The organism is Verrucosispora sp. CNZ293 (assembly GCF_002754655.1).
Genome location: NZ_PEFR01000001.1, coordinates 3,399,624 through 3,415,917, shown reverse-complemented (window position 1 = coordinate 3,415,917; position 16,294 = coordinate 3,399,624). Strand labels below are relative to the sequence as shown.

The 16,294-nt window shown below is 71.2% G+C and carries 15 protein-coding genes and 1 pseudogene; all 16 read left to right on the top strand.

Going from position 1 to position 16,294, the window contains the following annotated elements:
• Nucleotides 1–22 precede the first annotated feature (22 nt).
• The 16 genes and pseudogenes from ftsY to lepB (CLT74_RS15335) all read left to right on the top strand — a co-directional run bounded on the left by ftsY (nt 23) and on the right by lepB (CLT74_RS15335) (nt 16,227).
• Nucleotides 23–1,210, top strand: a complete 1,188-nt coding sequence (ftsY, locus tag CLT74_RS15410; protein ID WP_099847167.1) for a signal recognition particle-docking protein FtsY — start codon at nt 23–25, stop codon at nt 1,208–1,210.
• Nucleotides 1,211–1,216: 6 nt separating this feature from the next.
• Nucleotides 1,217–2,080, top strand: coding sequence for an aminoglycoside phosphotransferase family protein (locus tag CLT74_RS15405; protein WP_199172193.1), 864 nt, complete (start codon nt 1,217–1,219; stop codon nt 2,078–2,080).
• Between the two features lie 210 nt (nt 2,081–2,290).
• Complete coding sequence (locus CLT74_RS15400) at nt 2,291–3,655, top strand: ammonium transporter (RefSeq protein WP_099847165.1); 1,365 nt, start codon at nt 2,291–2,293, stop codon at nt 3,653–3,655.
• 25 nt (nt 3,656–3,680) lie between these two features.
• Nucleotides 3,681–4,019, top strand: a complete 339-nt coding sequence (locus tag CLT74_RS15395) for a P-II family nitrogen regulator (RefSeq protein WP_199172388.1) — start codon at nt 3,681–3,683, stop codon at nt 4,017–4,019.
• Between the two features lie 12 nt (nt 4,020–4,031).
• Nucleotides 4,032–6,395 (top strand): [protein-PII] uridylyltransferase, encoded by a 2,364-nt coding sequence (locus CLT74_RS15390; protein WP_099847163.1) that lies wholly within the window; start codon nt 4,032–4,034, stop codon nt 6,393–6,395.
• A gap of 208 nt (nt 6,396–6,603) precedes the next feature.
• The gene (gene ffh / locus CLT74_RS15385; RefSeq protein ID WP_099847162.1) at nt 6,604–8,169 is read left to right on the top strand and encodes a signal recognition particle protein; all 1,566 of its coding nucleotides are present in this window, start codon (nt 6,604–6,606) and stop codon (nt 8,167–8,169) included.
• 97 nt (nt 8,170–8,266) lie between these two features.
• Entirely contained in the window at nt 8,267–9,364 is a 1,098-nt protein-coding gene (locus CLT74_RS15380; RefSeq protein ID WP_099847161.1) for an amidohydrolase family protein, read from the top strand.
• Nucleotides 9,365–9,476: 112 nt separating this feature from the next.
• Nucleotides 9,477–10,883, top strand: coding sequence for a proline--tRNA ligase (proS, locus tag CLT74_RS15375; protein ID WP_099847160.1), 1,407 nt, complete (start codon nt 9,477–9,479; stop codon nt 10,881–10,883).
• Between the two features lie 168 nt (nt 10,884–11,051).
• Nucleotides 11,052–11,699 carry a ribonuclease FAU-1 family protein gene (locus CLT74_RS15370; RefSeq protein WP_099847159.1) on the top strand — a complete coding sequence of 216 codons (648 nt, stop codon included), beginning with the start codon at nt 11,052–11,054 and terminating at the stop codon, nt 11,697–11,699.
• Nucleotides 11,700–11,948: 249 nt separating this feature from the next.
• Nucleotides 11,949–12,428 carry a 30S ribosomal protein S16 gene (gene rpsP / locus CLT74_RS15365; protein WP_099847158.1) on the top strand — a complete coding sequence of 160 codons (480 nt, stop codon included), beginning with the start codon at nt 11,949–11,951 and terminating at the stop codon, nt 12,426–12,428.
• Between the two features lies 1 nt (nt 12,429).
• On the top strand, nt 12,430–12,663 hold the full coding sequence (locus tag CLT74_RS15360) for an RNA-binding protein (RefSeq protein WP_013732101.1): 234 nt from the start codon (nt 12,430–12,432) through the stop codon (nt 12,661–12,663).
• Complete coding sequence (gene rimM / locus CLT74_RS15355; protein WP_099847157.1) at nt 12,663–13,235, top strand: ribosome maturation factor RimM; 573 nt, start codon at nt 12,663–12,665, stop codon at nt 13,233–13,235. The genes CLT74_RS15360 and rimM overlap by 1 nt, the downstream gene beginning before the upstream one ends.
• Nucleotides 13,236–13,252: 17 nt before the next feature.
• Nucleotides 13,253–14,026 (top strand): tRNA (guanosine(37)-N1)-methyltransferase TrmD, encoded by a 774-nt coding sequence (gene trmD, locus CLT74_RS15350; protein WP_099847156.1) that lies wholly within the window; start codon nt 13,253–13,255, stop codon nt 14,024–14,026.
• Nucleotides 14,027–14,171: 145 nt separating this feature from the next.
• Nucleotides 14,172–14,528 (top strand): 50S ribosomal protein L19, encoded by a 357-nt coding sequence (gene rplS, locus CLT74_RS15345; protein ID WP_093401691.1) that lies wholly within the window; start codon nt 14,172–14,174, stop codon nt 14,526–14,528.
• A 182-nt stretch (nt 14,529–14,710) separates the two neighbouring features.
• A pseudogene (gene lepB, locus CLT74_RS15340) lies at nt 14,711–15,582 on the top strand (signal peptidase I).
• 9 nt (nt 15,583–15,591) lie between these two features.
• Nucleotides 15,592–16,227: a signal peptidase I gene (gene lepB, locus CLT74_RS15335; protein ID WP_099847155.1), complete on the top strand. Its 636-nt coding sequence runs from the start codon at nt 15,592–15,594 to the stop codon at nt 16,225–16,227.
• Nucleotides 16,228–16,294 lie beyond the last annotated feature (67 nt).

Here is a 16,294-nt window from a genome sequence, read left to right as displayed (position 1 = left end):
CGGCATCTGACAGGATTCCGGCATGACGGAATACCTCCTCATCGCTCTCGCCCTGCTCGGTGTGCTGATCCTCGGCGGCATCGGGCTGGTCGTGCCGCGGCTGCGCCGACGGCCACAGCCGCCGCTGCCGCGTACGGAGGTCGACACCCGGGCGGAGGAGGATCTCGCCGGCCCGCCGGTGCAGGCACCTGAGGCCGATCTGTCCACAGGTGTCCTGGTCGAGCCGCCGGTCGTCGAGGCGCCGGCGCCGACAGTCGAGGTGCCCGAGCCCACCGCCGGCCGGCTGGTGCGGCTGCGCTCCCGGCTGTCGCGGTCGCAGAACGTCTTCGGCAAGGGCCTGCTCGGCCTACTCAGCCGCGACCGGCTCGACGAGGACGTCTGGGAGGAGATCGAGGACAGCCTGATCACGGCCGACGTGGGCGTCGACGCCACCCGGGACATCGTCGACCGGCTGCGCGAGCGTACCCGGGTGCTGGGTACCCGATCGGTCGCCGAACTGCGCGCCCTGCTCGCGGCCGAGCTGGTGAACGCGCTCGACCCGGGACTGGACCGGTCGCTGCACACCGCGCCGAAGGAGGGAGTGCCGGCGGTGCTGCTGGTGGTCGGGGTCAACGGTGCGGGCAAGACCACCACCTGCGGCAAGATCGCCCGGGTGCTCATCGCCGACGGCCGCAGCGTGCTGCTCGGTGCCGCCGACACCTTCCGGGCGGCAGCCGCCGACCAGTTGCAGACCTGGGCCGGGCGGGTCGGTGCCGAGACCGTCCGCGGCCCGGAGGGCGCTGACCCGGCAAGCGTCGCCTTCGACGCGGTCAAGCGGGGCATCGAGACCGGCGTGGACACGGTTCTCGTCGACACCGCCGGCCGACTTCAGAACAAGATCGGCCTGATGGACGAGCTGGGCAAGGTCAAGCGGGTGGTGGAGAAGCACGGCCCGATCGACGAGACCCTGCTGGTGCTCGACGCCACCACCGGCCAGAACGGGCTGGAGCAGGCGCGCGTCTTCACCGAGGTGGTGAACGTCACCGGCGTGGTGCTCACCAAGCTCGATGGCACGGCGAAGGGCGGCATCGTCATCGCCGTGCAACGCAAGCTCGGCATCCCGGTGAAGCTGGTCGGCCTCGGCGAGGGTCCGGACGACCTGGCACCGTTCGACCCGGCGCAGTTCGTCGACGCGTTGCTGGGTACCGAGACCACCGGTCAGACCGCGTAACCTCGGGTGACCAGAGACGACCGCGCGTACGCGGGCTGGCGCGACCCGAGCCACCCGTCGCAGCGCCTCGGGAGACCGTACGTGACTTCGCAGGAGATCCCGCTGCACGGCGGGAACGTGAGCACCGTGGTGCGGGTCGGTGACACGGTGCGGCGCAACGCCGGACCGTGGACCCCGTCGGTGCACGCCCTGCTGCGTCACCTGGAGTACGTCGGGTTCACCGGTGCGCCCCGCGCCCTCGGCATGGACGAGCGCAACCGTGAGGTGCTGTCGTACCTGGAGGGGGAGTGCGGGGAGTACCCGTTGGCGCCGCACTGGGTCACCGACGAGGCCCTGGTGACCGTCGCCACCATGCTGCGGATGTTCCACGACGCCCAGTACGGCTTCGTGCCGCCACCGCAGGCGGTGTGGCGCTCGTTCGGCCCACCGCCACCGGACACCGAGGTCATCTGTCATCACGACGCGGCACCGCACAACGTGATCTGGCGACCGGACGGCACCCTCGGGCTCATCGACTTCGACCTCGCCTCGCCCGGTGCCCGGATCTACGACGTGGCGTACGCCGCCTGGACCTGGGTGCCGATCTTCTCCGACCGGGACTCCATCACGCTCGGCTGGAAGCATCCCGACCGCCCCCGCCGGCTGCGGCTCTTCGCCGACGCGTACGGGCTCATTCCGCGCGACCGGCACCGGTTGATCCGGACCATCCGCAAGCGGATCGTGGACCACGTCGAGGGCATCCGCCGGATGGCCGCGGCGGGGGAGCCGGCCTTTGTCCGGATCGTGCACAAGGGCCACCTGCGCCGACCGATGCGGGATCTGCGGTTGCTCGACTACGAGCGGCACGCCCTCGAGAACGCCCTGCGCTGAGAGATTGTCGGGGTCTGCCGACGGTCTCTGGGCCGTTGGGGGATAGACCGGCACCAAATGGCCGATCCACCCCCGTCGAAGCGCTGAGGTGTGCGGCTTTCTTCACACGTCCGAAACAACCCGTCACGGTTCGGAAACCAGCCGGGGCCCCTGTGTGAAACAGCGGACCACCAGGCTTCCGCGCAACCGGCGTACGGGCGATGCTGCGCGATGCCGGGAGGGAGGGAAAACAACCCGAGAGGAGGCAGCGTGCCGGAGCTAGATTCTGGTGCCACCGCCTGGATTTTGACTTCAGCCGCCCTGGTGTTGCTCATGACGCCGGGCCTGGCGCTTTTCTACGGCGGCATGACGCGTTCCAAGTCCGTGCTCAACATGATGATGATGAGCTTCGGGGCGATCGGCCTGGTCAGCCTGTTGTGGGTGTTCTACGGCTACAGCATCGCGTTCGGTGAGGACCTTGGCGGGATCACCGGTGATCTTTCCGCCGCCGGTCTGCGCGGCATGCTGGAGAGCGGGACCGAGGGAGGCATCCCCGACCTGCTCTTCGCCGGTTTCCAGCTGATGTTCGCCGTCATCACGGTCGCGCTGATCAGCGGCGCGATCGCCGACCGGGCCAGGTTCGGCCCGTGGCTGCTCTTCGCCGGCCTGTGGGCCACCCTGGTCTACTTCCCGGTCGCGCACTGGGTGTGGGGCGGTGGCTGGATCTTCGAGCTGGGCGTGCTCGACTTCGCCGGTGGCACCGCGGTGCACATCAACGCCGGTGCCGCGGCCCTCGCCCTGGCACTGGTGCTCGGCCGCCGGGTCGGCTGGCCGAAGGACAGCTTCAAGCCGCACAACCTGCCGATGGTGCTGCTCGGAGCGGGCCTGCTGTGGTTCGGCTGGTTCGGCTTCAACGCCGGGTCGGCGCTGGCCGCCAACGGCACCGCCGCTGTCGCCTTCATCAACACCCAGGTCGCCACCGCCGCCGCGGTGCTCGGCTGGCTGCTTGTGGAGAAGCTGCGGGACGGCAAGCCCACCACCCTCGGTGCGGCGTCCGGCGCCATCGCCGGCCTGGTCGCCATCACCCCGGCCTGTGCCTTCCTGGAGCCGCTCGGCGCCATCGCGCTCGGCGTCATCGCCGGTGTCGTCTGCGCGCTGGCCGTCGGCCTCAAGTACCGCCTCAAGTACGACGACTCGCTCGACGTGGTCGCCGTGCACATGGTCGGCGGCATCATCGGCTCGCTGCTCATCGGCTTCCTGGCGATGGAGGTGCTGGCCGGTGAGGGCAACGACGGTCTGCTCTACGGCGGCGGCGTGACGCTGCTGGGCAAGCAGGCCCTCGGGTCGGTGGCCGTGCTGGCGTACTCGTTCGTGGTCGCCTACCTCATCGGCTTCGTGATCGACAAGACCATCGGCTTCCGCGCCAGCGCCGACGCCGAGGTCGAGGGGATCGACAACGCCGAGCACGCGGAGAGCGCGTACGAGTTCAGCTCCACGGGTGGCGGCGGTGGCGCGTTCGCCGCCGCGGGCATCGGTACCTCGGCCGCGCCGAAGACCGAGCCCACCGAACCGGTAAGCGAAAAGGTCGCCGGCTAACGTTCTGCGAATGGAGGGGTTGGACATGAAGCTGGTGACCGCGGTCATCAAGCCGCACCAGTTGGACGCCGTCAAGGAGGCCCTGCACACGCTGGGCGTGGCCGGGTTGACGGTGAGTGAGGTCCAGGGCTACGGCCGGCAGAAGGGCCACACCGAGGTCTACCGGGGCGCCGAGTACACCGTCGAGTTCCTGCCCAAGATCCGGGTGGAGGTGCTCACCGACGAGATCGACGTCGACAAGATTGTCGACGCCGTCGTGTCGGCCGCCCGGACGGGCAAGATCGGTGACGGCAAGGTCTGGGTGACCGCCGTCGAGGAGGTCGTCCGGGTTCGTACCGGCGAGCGCGGCCTGGACGCACTGTAGGACGGAGCATCGATGACCTCGTTGACCAGTAGGACAGCCTCGGAACCCCCGGGTAGCGCTGATCTCCTGGTCAACGAGGTCGTCGGCGTACCGGCCGGGGTCGGCGCGGCGGCGCGCCGGGCCCGGGCCGACGCGTACGACGCCTGGCTGGCCCGGCTGCTGCCGGCCCGGCCGGGCGTCGCGCTGCTGGCGGTCGGCGGGTTGGGTCGGTGGCAGTGCGCCCCCTACGGCGACCTCGACCTGGTGCTGGTACACGCCGGAGTGCCCGGCATCGACGAACTGGCCGCCGCCCTGTGGTATCCGATCTGGGACGCCGGGCTGCGGCTGGACCATTCGGTCCGCACCGTCGCCGAGGCGCTGTCGGTCGCCCAGGACGACGTCAAGGTGGCCCTCGGGCTGCTCGACGCCCGGCTCGTCGCCGGTGACCCGGATCTCGCCGACACGCTCGTCAGCAGCGCGGCCGACCACTGGCGGCGGACCGCTGTCCGCCAGCTCGCGCCCCTGCGGGAAAGCAGTGCCGCCCGCTGGCAGGCCCACGGTGAACTGGCTCACCTGCTGGAGGGTGACCTCAAGGAGGCGGCCGGGGGCCTGCGCGACGTGGGCATCCTGCGGGCCATCGCCACCGCCGGGATCACCGACGCGCTACGACCCGCCGTGCACGCCGCGCACCTGCGGCTGCTGGACACCCGAGACGCGCTGCACCAGCAGGTCGGCCGGCGGATCGACAGGCTGCTCGCCCAGGAACGCGACGGGGTGGCCGCCCTGCTCGGCCTGCGCCGGACACCGTCCGGGGTCGCCGAGGGCGTCCCGCCGGGCGCGGTGCCGCCGCAGCCTGCCGGCTCGGCACCGGACCAGCGTCCCGAGGAAGGTGACGGCGACACCCTGCTGCGTCGGGTCGCTGGCGACGCCCGGACCGTCAGCCACGCCCTGGACGACGCCTTCCGCGCCGCCGACCGGCTGCGGTCAGGTCGCCGTCGGGGCGCCGACGGGCGCCCACTGCGCCGCCCGGTCGCCCGGGACGTGGTCGAGCACGACGGTGAGCTGGTGCTGGCCCGTACCGCCATCGGTGCCCGCCCCGACGCCAGCCTCTCGCTGCGGGTGGCCGCGGCGGCGGCGACCACCGGGCTGCCGATCGCCCGGGCCACCTGCGAATGGCTGGCCGCGTACTGCCCGCCGCTGGCGACGCCGTGGCCGGCCGAGGCCCGCGCCGCCCTGACCACGCTGCTCGGTGCCGGTGCCGGCATGATCCCGGCCTGGGAGACCTGCGACAGGTACGGGCTTATCGACAGATGGTTGCCGGAGTGGACCCGGCTGCGCAGCCTGCCCCAGCACAACCCGGTGCACCGGTTCACCCTGGACCGGCACCTGGTGCAGACGGCCGCCGAGGCCAGCCGGCACACCCGCGACGTGGACCGTCCCGACCTGCTGCTGCTCGGCGCGCTCCTGCACGACGTCGGCAAGGGGCTCCCCGGTGACCACAGCGTGGTGGGCGCACCGATAGCCCAGGGGATCGCCACCCGGATCGGGCTGCCGCCGGCCGAGGCGGCGCTGATCGGCACGCTGGTCCGACTGCACCTGGTGCTGCCCGAGGTGGCCACCCGGCGGGACCTTTCCGACCCGGTCACCATCGCCCGGGTGGCCGAGTCGGTAGGCGACGTGACCACCCTCGACCTGCTGTACGCCCTGGTACGCGCCGACGCCGCAGCGACCGGCCCGGCCGCCTGGTCGGACTGGAAGGGCCGATTGGTCGCCGAGCTGGTCGCCCGGGTCCGCACCACCCTCGACACGGGCGACGTACCCGCCCCGCCGGCACCGGATCCGGCGCTGGTGGCCGGGCCACTGCCGGTCGTACACCTGACCGGGGATCGGGTGGCGGTGGCCGCGGCGGACCGGCGCGGCCTGCTCGCGACGGTGGCCGGCTGCCTGGCCCTGCACCGGCTTGAGGTGCTCGCCGCCGACGCCTCGACTGTGGACGGGCGGGCCCTGGTGCAGTGCCGGGTGCAGCCGCGCTACGGCCTGGCCCCGGACCCGGTGGCGTTGAGCGCGGATCTGCGCCGCGCGGTGCGTGGCGACGTGTCGGTGACTCAGCGGCTACGCGGTCGGGCCCTGGCCGCACGGGGGGCCGGGGCCCGACCACGGGTGGTCTGGCACCGCGACGCCGCCACCGACGCGGTGCTGCTGGAACTGCGTGCCGCCGACGCCGCCGGCCTGCTCTACCGGGTGACGAGTGCGCTGGACGCGGCCGGCGCCCAGGTCCGGGCGGCCCGGATCGCCACCCTCGGCGGCGACGTGGTCGACGCCTTCTACCTGGTCGGCGGCTGGCCCCCGGAGCACGAACGGGCCCGCCTGGAGGCAGCCGTCCTCGCCGCCGTCTAACCCATCCCAGCATCTGTGGCAGTAGAGGTGTCTACCGATCGGCGTGTCGGCTACCGCACCTGCCACAGATGCTGGGGCCTCCGGTGGGTGGCGATGGGGGTGGCCGGCCGGGAGCGGGGGTGTGGGTGGCGGGCTACCCTAGCGGTGGTCGGACAGCTCTCCCGGCCTCGTTCGTGCTCGCCGGAACACTGACAAACGGGATGTTCGCGTGTTTGACACCTTGAGTGACCGCCTCTCCGGGATCTTCACCAAGCTCCGCGGCAAGGGACGTCTCACCGACGCCGACATCGACGCCACCGCGCGCGAGATCCGCCTCGCGCTGCTGGAGGCGGACGTCGCGCTGCCAGTGGTCAAGGGCTTCATCGCGAACGTCAAGGAGCGGGCGCGCAGCGCGGAGGTCTCCCAGGCGCTCAACCCGGCCCAGCAGATCATCAAGATCGTCAACGAGGAACTGATCGCCGTGCTGGGCGGCGAGGGGCGGCGGCTCCAGTTCGCCAAGCAGCCGCCGACCGTGATCATGCTCGCCGGCCTCCAGGGCTCCGGTAAGACCACGCTCGCCGGCAAGCTGGCCCGCTGGCTCAAGGCCCAGGGCCACCAGCCGCTGCTGGTCGCCGCCGACCTGCAACGTCCCAACGCCGTCGGGCAGCTCCAGGTGCTCGGTGGCCGCGCCGGTGTCGAGGTGTACGCCCCGGAGCCCGGCAACGGCGTCGGCAACCCGGTGCAGGTGGCGAAGTCCTCCATCGAGCACGCCCGACGGGCCGCCCGGGACGTCGTCATCGTCGACACCGCCGGCCGGCTCGGTATCGACGCGGAGATGATGCAGCAGGCCGCCGACATCCGCGACGCGGTCGACCCCGACGAGGTCATCTTCGTCATCGACGCGATGGTCGGCCAGGACGCGGTGCGGACGGCCGAGGCGTTCCGCGACGGCGTCGGCATCACCGGCGTGGTCCTCTCCAAGCTCGACGGCGACGCCCGTGGTGGTGCCGCGCTGTCGGTCCGTGAGGTGACCGGGCAGCCGATCCTGTTCGCCTCCACCGGCGAGAAACTGGAGGACTTCGACGTCTTCCACCCCGACCGGATGGCCAGCCGGATCCTCGGCATGGGCGACGTTCTCACTCTGATCGAGCAGGCCGAGGCGGCCTTCGACACCGATCAGAAGGAGAAGATGACCGCCAAGCTGATGGGCGGCGAGCAGTTCACCCTGGAGGACTTCCTCGACCAGCTCATCGCGGTACGCCGGATGGGGCCGATCGCCAACGTGCTGGCCATGATGCCGGGCATGGGGCAGGTGAAGGACCAGCTCGCCGAGCTGGACGACAAGCACTTCGACCGGATCACCGCGATCATCAGGTCGATGACCCCGGCCGAGCGTACCAATCCGAAGATCATCAACGGTTCCCGGCGGGCTCGGATCGCCAACGGCTCCGGCGTGACCGTGATGGACGTGAACCAGCTGCTCAACCGCTTCACCGACGCGCAGAAGATGATGAAGCAGATGGGCGGCATGATGGGCCTGCCCGGCGCCGGCCGGCGCAAGGCGACCAAGTCGCCGAAGAACAAGCGCAAGGGCACCAAGGGCGGTAACCGGCCGCGCAGCGGCGCCGGTACTCGGGGCGTGCAGGGTGGGCTGCCGGGCGGCTTCCCGGGCGGGATGCCGCAGTTGCCGCCGGGGATGAACCCGGACGACCTGGCCGCCGGTCAGGGCCTGCCACCCGGCTTCAAGCTGCCGAAGATCGACTTCAACAAGTTCGGCAAGGACGGCAAGCAGTGAGCGGCCCTGGAAGGTTTCGGTGGACCTGCCCGCGCTGACCGTGCGGCGGGCCGGGCTTCTGGAGCGCGACGGGCAGTGATCGGGTAGGACTGTGCGCATGGCTCTGCATGTGCGCGGTGTGATGCTGCCGGACGACGAGGTCCGGGATCTGTGGTTGGTCGGCGACCGGGTCACCTTCGACCCGGTGCCCGGCGCGGAGACGATCGCCGACGGCGGCTTCATCCTGCCCGGCCTGGTGGACGCGCACTGCCACATCGGGATCGCCCGGGGCGGCGCACCGATCACCTCGCTGGACCAGGCACGCGCCCTGGCCCGCATCGACCGGGACGCGGGTGTGCTGGCCCTTCGGGACGCGGGCTCGCCCTTCCCGTACCCGGAACTGGACGACGAACCCGACCTGCCCCGGCTGGTCCGGGCCGGCCGGCACGTGGCACCGCCCAAGCGGTACCTGCGCGACATCGGCGTGGAGGTCGGTGCCGCCGAGGTGGCCGCGACGGTGGCGGAGCAGGCGGCTGCCGGCAACGGCTGGGTGAAGCTGGTCGGGGACTGGATCGACAGGGGCGTCGGCGACCTGGCGCCGGCCTGGGACGCCGACACGATGACCGCCGCCGTCGCCGCCGCGCACGCCGCCGGGGTACGCGCCGCCGTGCACACCTTCAGCGAGTCGGCGGTGGAGATCATGGTGCGGGCCGGGGTGGACTCGGTCGAGCACGGCACCGGCCTCAGCCTGGATCTGATCGACCTGATGGCCCGGCAGGGCACCGCGCTGATCCCCACGATGATCAACATTCGTACCTTCGGCCACATCGCCGACCAGGCGAGAGCGAAGTTCCCCGGGTACGCCGAGCACATGCTCGCCCTGCGCGACCGCTTCCCGCAGGTGGTGCGGGCCGCGTACGAGGCCGGCGTGCCGATCTACGTCGGCACCGACGCCGGCGGTGGCATCGACCACGGCCTCGCCGTCGAGGAGATGCTCCTGCTGCACGAACAGGCCGGTATGTCCACAGTGGACGTCCTAGCCGCCGCCTCCTGGTCCGCCCGCGCCTGGCTGGGCCTCCCCGGCCTGGTCGAGGGCGGCCTCGCCGACCTCTCCATCTACCCCCACGACCCCCGCCAGGACCTCACCACCCTCCGCACCCCCACCCACCTAATCCTCCGCGGCCACCCCCTCTCAGGCCCCCGACCACCCCGTTGACCATGAAGTTGTAGTCGCGACACGCCGTACGGAGCGGCAACAACTTCATGATCAACCCGGAGAGGGCGGGGGAGAAGGTGCGGGGATGGGCGGGCGCATAGGATGTGCGGTCATGGCGCGTGTGCTTACTCCCCGGGCTGAGGACTTTCCTCGGTGGTACCAGGACCTGATCGCTAAGGCGAAGCTGGCCGACAACGGGCCGGTACGGGGGACCATGGTGATCCGACCGGCCGGCTATGCCATCTGGGAGCGCATGCAGGCCGAGATGGACGACCGGATCAAGGCCGCCGGGGCGGAGAACGCGTACTTCCCGCTGTTCATCCCGGAGAGCTACCTCAAGCGCGAGGCCGAGCACGTCGAGGGCTTCTCGCCGGAGCTGGCAGTGGTCACCCACGGTGGTGGCAAGCAACTGGCCGAACCGGTCGTGGTGCGGCCGACCAGCGAGACGGTCATCGGCGAGTTCATGGCCAAGTGGATCGACTCGTACCGGGACCTGCCGCTGCTGCTCAACCAGTGGGCCAACGTGGTCCGCTGGGAGCTGCGCCCTCGGATCTTCCTGCGGACCAGTGAGTTCCTCTGGCAGGAGGGGCACACCGCGCACGCCACCCGCGAGGACGCTCGCGCCTACGCCCGCAAGATCCTGCACGAGGCGTACGAGGACCTGATGGTGAGCGTGCTCGGCATCCCGGTGGTGGTCGGGCTCAAGACCGCTCGCGAACGTTTCGCCGGGGCGACCGCCACCTACACCTGCGAAGGCATGATGGGCGACGGCAAGGCGCTCCAGCTCGGCACCAGCCACGAGCTGGGCCAGAACTTCGCCAAGGCGTTCGACATCAGCTACTCCTCGGCCGAAGGCGGCCGGGAGCACGCCTGGACGACCTCCTGGGGCACCTCGACCCGGATGCTGGGCGGCCTGATCATGTGTCACGGCGACGACAACGGGTTGCGGGTGCCGCCGAGGCTGGCGCCGACCCAGGCGTACGTCATGGTGGTCAAGAACGGTGACGGCGTCACCGAGGCGGCGGCCAAGCTGCGCGACGCGCTGCGTGACGCCGGCGTCCGGGTCACGCTCGACGACCGCACCGACACCCCGTTCGGCCGCCGGGCCGTCGACGCCGAGCTGCGCGGCTATCCGGTACGCGTCGAGGTCGGTCCCCGCGACCTGGCCGCCGGCAACGCGGTGGTGGTCCGCCGTACGGACGGCTCGAAGGCGCCCACGCCGGTGGCGGACGTGGTCGGTGCGGTGCTCGCCGCCCTGGACGCCGACCAGCGGGCGCTGCACGACCAGGCGCTGGCCTTCCGCGAGTCGCGCACGGTCGACGTGGCGACGCTCGACGAGGCGTTGGAGGCGGCAACCACCGGCTGGGCCCGCGTCCCGTGGTCCGTCGTCGGCACCGACGGCGAGGCGAAGGCCAACGCCCAGGGCGTCACCGTCCGCTGCCTGCTGCGCGCCGACAACTCCGTCCCCGACACCGAGGACGAACCCGACCTCCTCGCCATCCTCGCCCGCGCCTACTAACCCGAACCCCCACCCCACCCACCCCACACCTCGTCGATCTTGCACTTTCTGCCCGGGCGAATGCTGTGAAAGCGGGCGTTTCGCCGACCAGAAGTGCAAGATCGGCGGGAAGTCGGGGTGGGTCTGTGGTGTTTGGGGGTGGAGGGGTGGGGCGGTAGGGTCGGGGGCGTGGGGTTCGAGGCGGGGCGGTTGGTCGTGCACCGCAATGTGCGGCGGGGGCGGATCGGCTGGGTGCGGCCGGCCCGGGTGGTCAGCGACGACGAGCGAGGGCTGCTGCTCTGGGTGACTGAGGGCACGCCGGTGGCCGGCGAGGTCAACGAGGCCGGGCTGGGCATGCGGGCGGTGCCCTTCCGGGAGTGGCTGACCCCCACCTACCGGTTGGCGCAGGGCCACTGGAACGGGCCGCCGTTGTTGAAGTTCCTGCCCACCGGGGCGGCCCACTCCGTGTGGTTGTTCCGGGACGCGCGGGGCCGCTTCGCCGGCTGGTACGTCAACCTGGAGGAACCGGGCGTCCGGTGGGACGACGGCGAGCTGGCCGGCGTCGACATCGTCGACCAGGATCTCGACGTGTGGGTCCGTCCGGACCGCAGCTGGGAGTGGAAGGACGAGGACGAGTTCGTCGAGCGGCTCGCCTTCCCGGAGCACTACTGGGTGACCGACGAGGCGGCGGTGCGGGCCGAGGGTAAACGGGTGATCGCGCTGGCCGAGGCCGGGGTCTTCCCCTTCGACGGCACCTGGTGTGACTTCACCCCGCCTGCGCACTGGACGGCCCCCGATGGCCTGCCCGAAGGCTGGGACCGCCCTCCGGTCCGCTGAGCCCGCCGGGTGTGTTCCTCGTCACGTCCGGCCCGCCTCGGGTGACCCTGGCCGGTGCGGTGTCAGTGCTCCGGACGGGATCTGGCAGAATGGCTTGCTGGTATCCGGCGCGTGTCCGGCGCCCTCTAACCCGGGCGCGTCGCCAGTCCACCCGAGCGGTCTCCGGCCCAACCCCACTGTGCCGGTTGGCGCTCACCCATGCACACCGCCCGTACGGGTCGGTGAGATCGCAACAGGAGCGAAACAACCGTGGCCGTAAAGATCCGGCTCCTGCGGATGGGCAAGATCCGCAACCCGCAGTACCGCATCGTCATCGCCGACTCGCGCACCAAGCGCGACGGCCGGGCGATCGAGTTCGTCGGCATCTACCAGCCGAAGGAAGACCCTTCGGTGATCGAGGTCAAGTCGGAGCGGGTCCAGTACTGGCTCTCCGTCGGTGCCCAGCCCAGCGAGGCCGTGCAGCGGCTGCTGGAGCTGACCGGTGACTGGCAGAAGTTCAAGGGCCTGCCGGCCCCGCCGCCGCTGAAGGTCGCTCCCGAGCGGGCCGACCGCAAGGCGGCCTACGAGGCGGAGGCGAAGGCCGCCGCAGGCGTGGCCGACACCCCGGCCAAGCCGGCGAAGAAGGCCGCCAAGGCCGCTGAGGCTCCGAAGGCCGAGGAGGCTCCGAAGGCCGCTGAGGCTCCGAAGACCGAGGAGCAGCCCGCCGCGGACTCCGGCGAGCAGGCCTGACATGGCGTTGCGGCCGGCGTTGGAGCACCTGGTCAAGGGCATCGTCGACCATCCTGACGACGTGCGCGTCCGGATGGTGGACTCCCGTCGGGGCAAGCGACTGGAGGTCCGGGTGCATCCCGAGGACCTGGGCACCGTGATCGGGCGGTCCGGCCGGACCGCCAAGGCGCTGCGCCAGGTGATCGGCTCCATCGGTGGGCGCGGCGTACGCGTCGACATCGTCGACTCGTACTGATGCAGCTCATCGTCGGCAGGATCGGGAAGCCGCACGGCATCCGCGGTGAGGTCACCGTGGAGGTGCGGACCGACGAGCCCGAGACGCGGTTCGCCCCCGGCATGGTGTTGGGCACCATGCCGGGGGCGAATGCCGCCAAGACACCCGCCGCCCAGCCCGCACCGGACGGTCCCGGTGTGCCGTTCCGGGTGCCTGACGAGCTGACGGTCGAGTCGGCGCGTTGGCACCAGGGGCGGTTGCTCGTGGTCTTCGGCGGGGTGCTGGACCGCGACGTCGCCGAGGCGCTGCGCGGCACCCTGCTCGCCGTTGACAGCGCCGACGTCGACCCGCCGGAGGATCCGGAGGAGTTCAACGACCACCAGTTGGTCGGGTTGGCAGTGGTCACCCCGACCGGCGAGCGGTTGGGTGAGGTGGCCCGGATCGATCACGCTCCCGCATCCGATCTGCTGGTGCTGCGGCGTCCCGAGGGGCGCACGGCACTGATCCCGTTCGTCAAGGAGATCGTCCCCGAGGTCGATCTCGCCGGTGGTCGCGTCGTGGTGGACCCGCCCAGCGGCCTGCTCGATCTCTGACCGGCGGAGCACCCCTGATGCGCGTCGACATCGTGTCGATCTTCCCGGAGTACTTCGCCCCGCTCGACCTGTCACTGATCGGCAGGGCCCGCGCCAACGGGACGCTGCGGCTGGCCGTACACGATCTGCGCGGCTGGACCCACGACGTGCATCGGACCGTCGACGACACACCGTACGGCGGCGGACCCGGCATGGTGATGCGGCCCGAGCCGTGGGGCGAGGCGTTGGACGCCCTGGCACCGGCGGAGCTGACCCCGCCCCGGCTGCTGGTGCCGTCGCCGGCCGGCGTGCCCTTCACCCAGGCGATGGCCCACGAGCTGGCGGCCGAGCCGCACCTGCTGTTCGCCTGCGGCCGGTACGAGGGCATCGACCAGCGGGTCCTCGACCACGCCGCGACGCGGATGCCGGTCACCGAGGTCAGCCTCGGTGACTACGTGCTCTTCGGCGGTGAGGTGGCGGTGCTGGTGATGCTGGAGGCGGTGACCCGGCTGCTGCCGGGGGTCCTCGGCAACGCCGGTTCGCTGGCCGAGGAGTCCCACGCGCACGGGTTGCTGGAAGCGCCGATGTACACCAAGCCGGCGACCTGGCGCGGGCTGCCGGTGCCGGAGGTGCTCCGCTCCGGCGACCACGGCCGGATCGCCCGCTGGCGCCGCGACGAGGCGCTGGTCCGGACCGGTCACCGTCGGCCGGACATGCTCGCCGGGCTGGACCCGCAGAGCCTGGACAAACGGGACGTGGCGGCGTTGGACCGGGCCGGATTTCAGGTGCCCGGACCGGATGTGGCAAAGTAGAGGGGTTGCCGCAGTCGTCTGCGCCCGTGGGCGGCTGCGAGGATCCCCGACCGGGGTCGGTCAGCGCCGGCCACCACCCGGGGATCAGTATCACCCATCCGCGTGCCGATTGACGGTGCGCCGTGAGCCTCACGAGGACGCAGCGATGAACATCCTGGACGCCCTTGACGCCCAGTCGAAGCGCACCGACCTGCCCGACTTCCGTGCCGGTGACACCGTGAAGGTGCACGCCCGGGTGGTCGAGGGAGCCCGGTCCCGGGTCCAGATCTTCCAGGGCGTGGTCATCCGCCGCCAGGGTGCCGGACTGCGCGAGACCTTCACCGTCCGCAAGCTCAGCTTCGGCGTCGGCGTCGAGCGGACCTACCCGATCAACAGCCCGGCGATCGACCGGATCGAGGTCGTGGTTCGGGGTGACGTCCGTCGGGCCAAGCTCTACTACCTGCGTGAGCTGCGCGGCAAGAAGGCCAAGATCAAGGAGCTGCGCGAGAAGCAGCCGAGCTGACGTCGCGCTGCGCCACGCCGCCCGAGCTGCGCGTATGCCGTACTGGCCAGTCCGCACTACCCTGGTCGTACGGGCGCAGCTCGGCGGTACCCGCCTCGTGTGGCGGGTGACCTCCACTACCGCCCGGGGAGCCTCGACGAGGCTCCCGGGCGGTAGTCGTTTCTGCGGACCGGGGAGTGGGCGTGGTACAGGCGCTTGACGACAGCGGTGCGGCCGATCCCTGGCGCCGGCGCACCCGGCGCGGTAAACGGCAGATGCCGCTCTGGCAGGAGCTGCCGCTGCTGCTCATCGTCGCCTTCTGCCTGGCGGTGCTGATCCGTACGTTCCTCCTCCAGGCGTTCTTCATCCCCTCCGGGTCGATGGAGGACACCCTGCTCGTCGGTGACCGGGTGGTGGTCAACAAGGTCGTCTACAACGTCCGGAACCCGCAGCGGGGCGAGGTGGTGGTCTTCCGGGGCACCGACCAGTGGGTGCCGCAGGTGGACGCCCAACCGCCCACCGGCTTCGCCGACAAGCTGGGCCGCACCGTCGGTGACCTGATCGGCGTCGGTCGTCCGGGCGAGAAGGACTTCATCAAGCGCGTCATCGCACTCCCCGGGGACCGGGTGAGCTGCTGTGACGACCAGGGGCGGGTGCTGGTCAACGGCACCCCGTTGGACGAGTCGGCGTACGTGCTGCGGGACTCGCCGCTGGAGCTGCCGCCGAACCCGCAGGAGTGCCGTTCCCGGCGGTTCGAGGAGATCGTCGTCCCGCCCGGCCAGATGTTCGTCCTCGGCGACCACCGGCAGGTCTCGCAGGACGCACGCTGCCAGGGCACGGTGCCGATCGACAACGTGGTGGGCCGGGCGTTCGCGGTGGTCTGGCCGTCCGACAGGTGGCACTCGCTGCCGGTCCCCGAGACCTTCGGCAGCGTCGCCCCGCCGCCCACCGCGACCGGCGGTGCGGCTCCGGTACGCCCCACCTCCGACGGGGGGGTCGTGCTACTCCTCCCGATTGCGGCCACACTATCCGTTCTCGCGCGTTCCGGACGTTGGCGCTCGGTCGGGCAACGTAGGCTCCTCCCGTGATTGACGAGCAGACCGACAAGCCGCGCCACTCCTTCTGGAAGGAACTGCCCATCCTCCTCGGGGTGGCGATCCTGGTGGCGGTCCTGGTACGTGCCTTCGTACTGCAGACCTTCTTCATTCCGTCGCCGTCCATGGAGAACACTCTCAAGATCGACGATCGGGTGCTCGTCAACAAGCTCGTCTACCACACCCGCTCGCCGCATCGCGGCGAGGTGATCGTCTTCAAGGCGCCGCTGGAGTGGAGTGGCAACCCGGCGGGGGAGGACTTCATCAAGCGGGTCATCGGCGTCGGCGGCGACCGGGTGGTCTGCTGCGACGACCAGGACCGCCTGCTGATCAACGGGACGCCGTTGGACGAGCCGTACATCTTCTCGGTGGACGGCCAGCGGGACAAGCCGGCGGACCAGGAGTTCGACGTGCAGGTGCCCGAGGGGCGGCTCTGGGTGATGGGTGACCACCGGTCCGCCTCCGGAGACTCGCTGGAGCACTACCAGCAGTCCGGGCAGAACATCCAGTCGGCCACCATTCCCGAGGACGACGTGGTGGGGCGGGCCTTCACGATCTTCTGGCCGTTCGACCGGGCCACCATTCTGACCGTGCCGGACGAGTTCGACGCGATTCCGAAGTCCTGACCAGGGCCGGCCCGCTGCTCCGCCGTCGACGGGCAGCGCCGGTTGCGCCGGGGCGTGGGCGACGTCG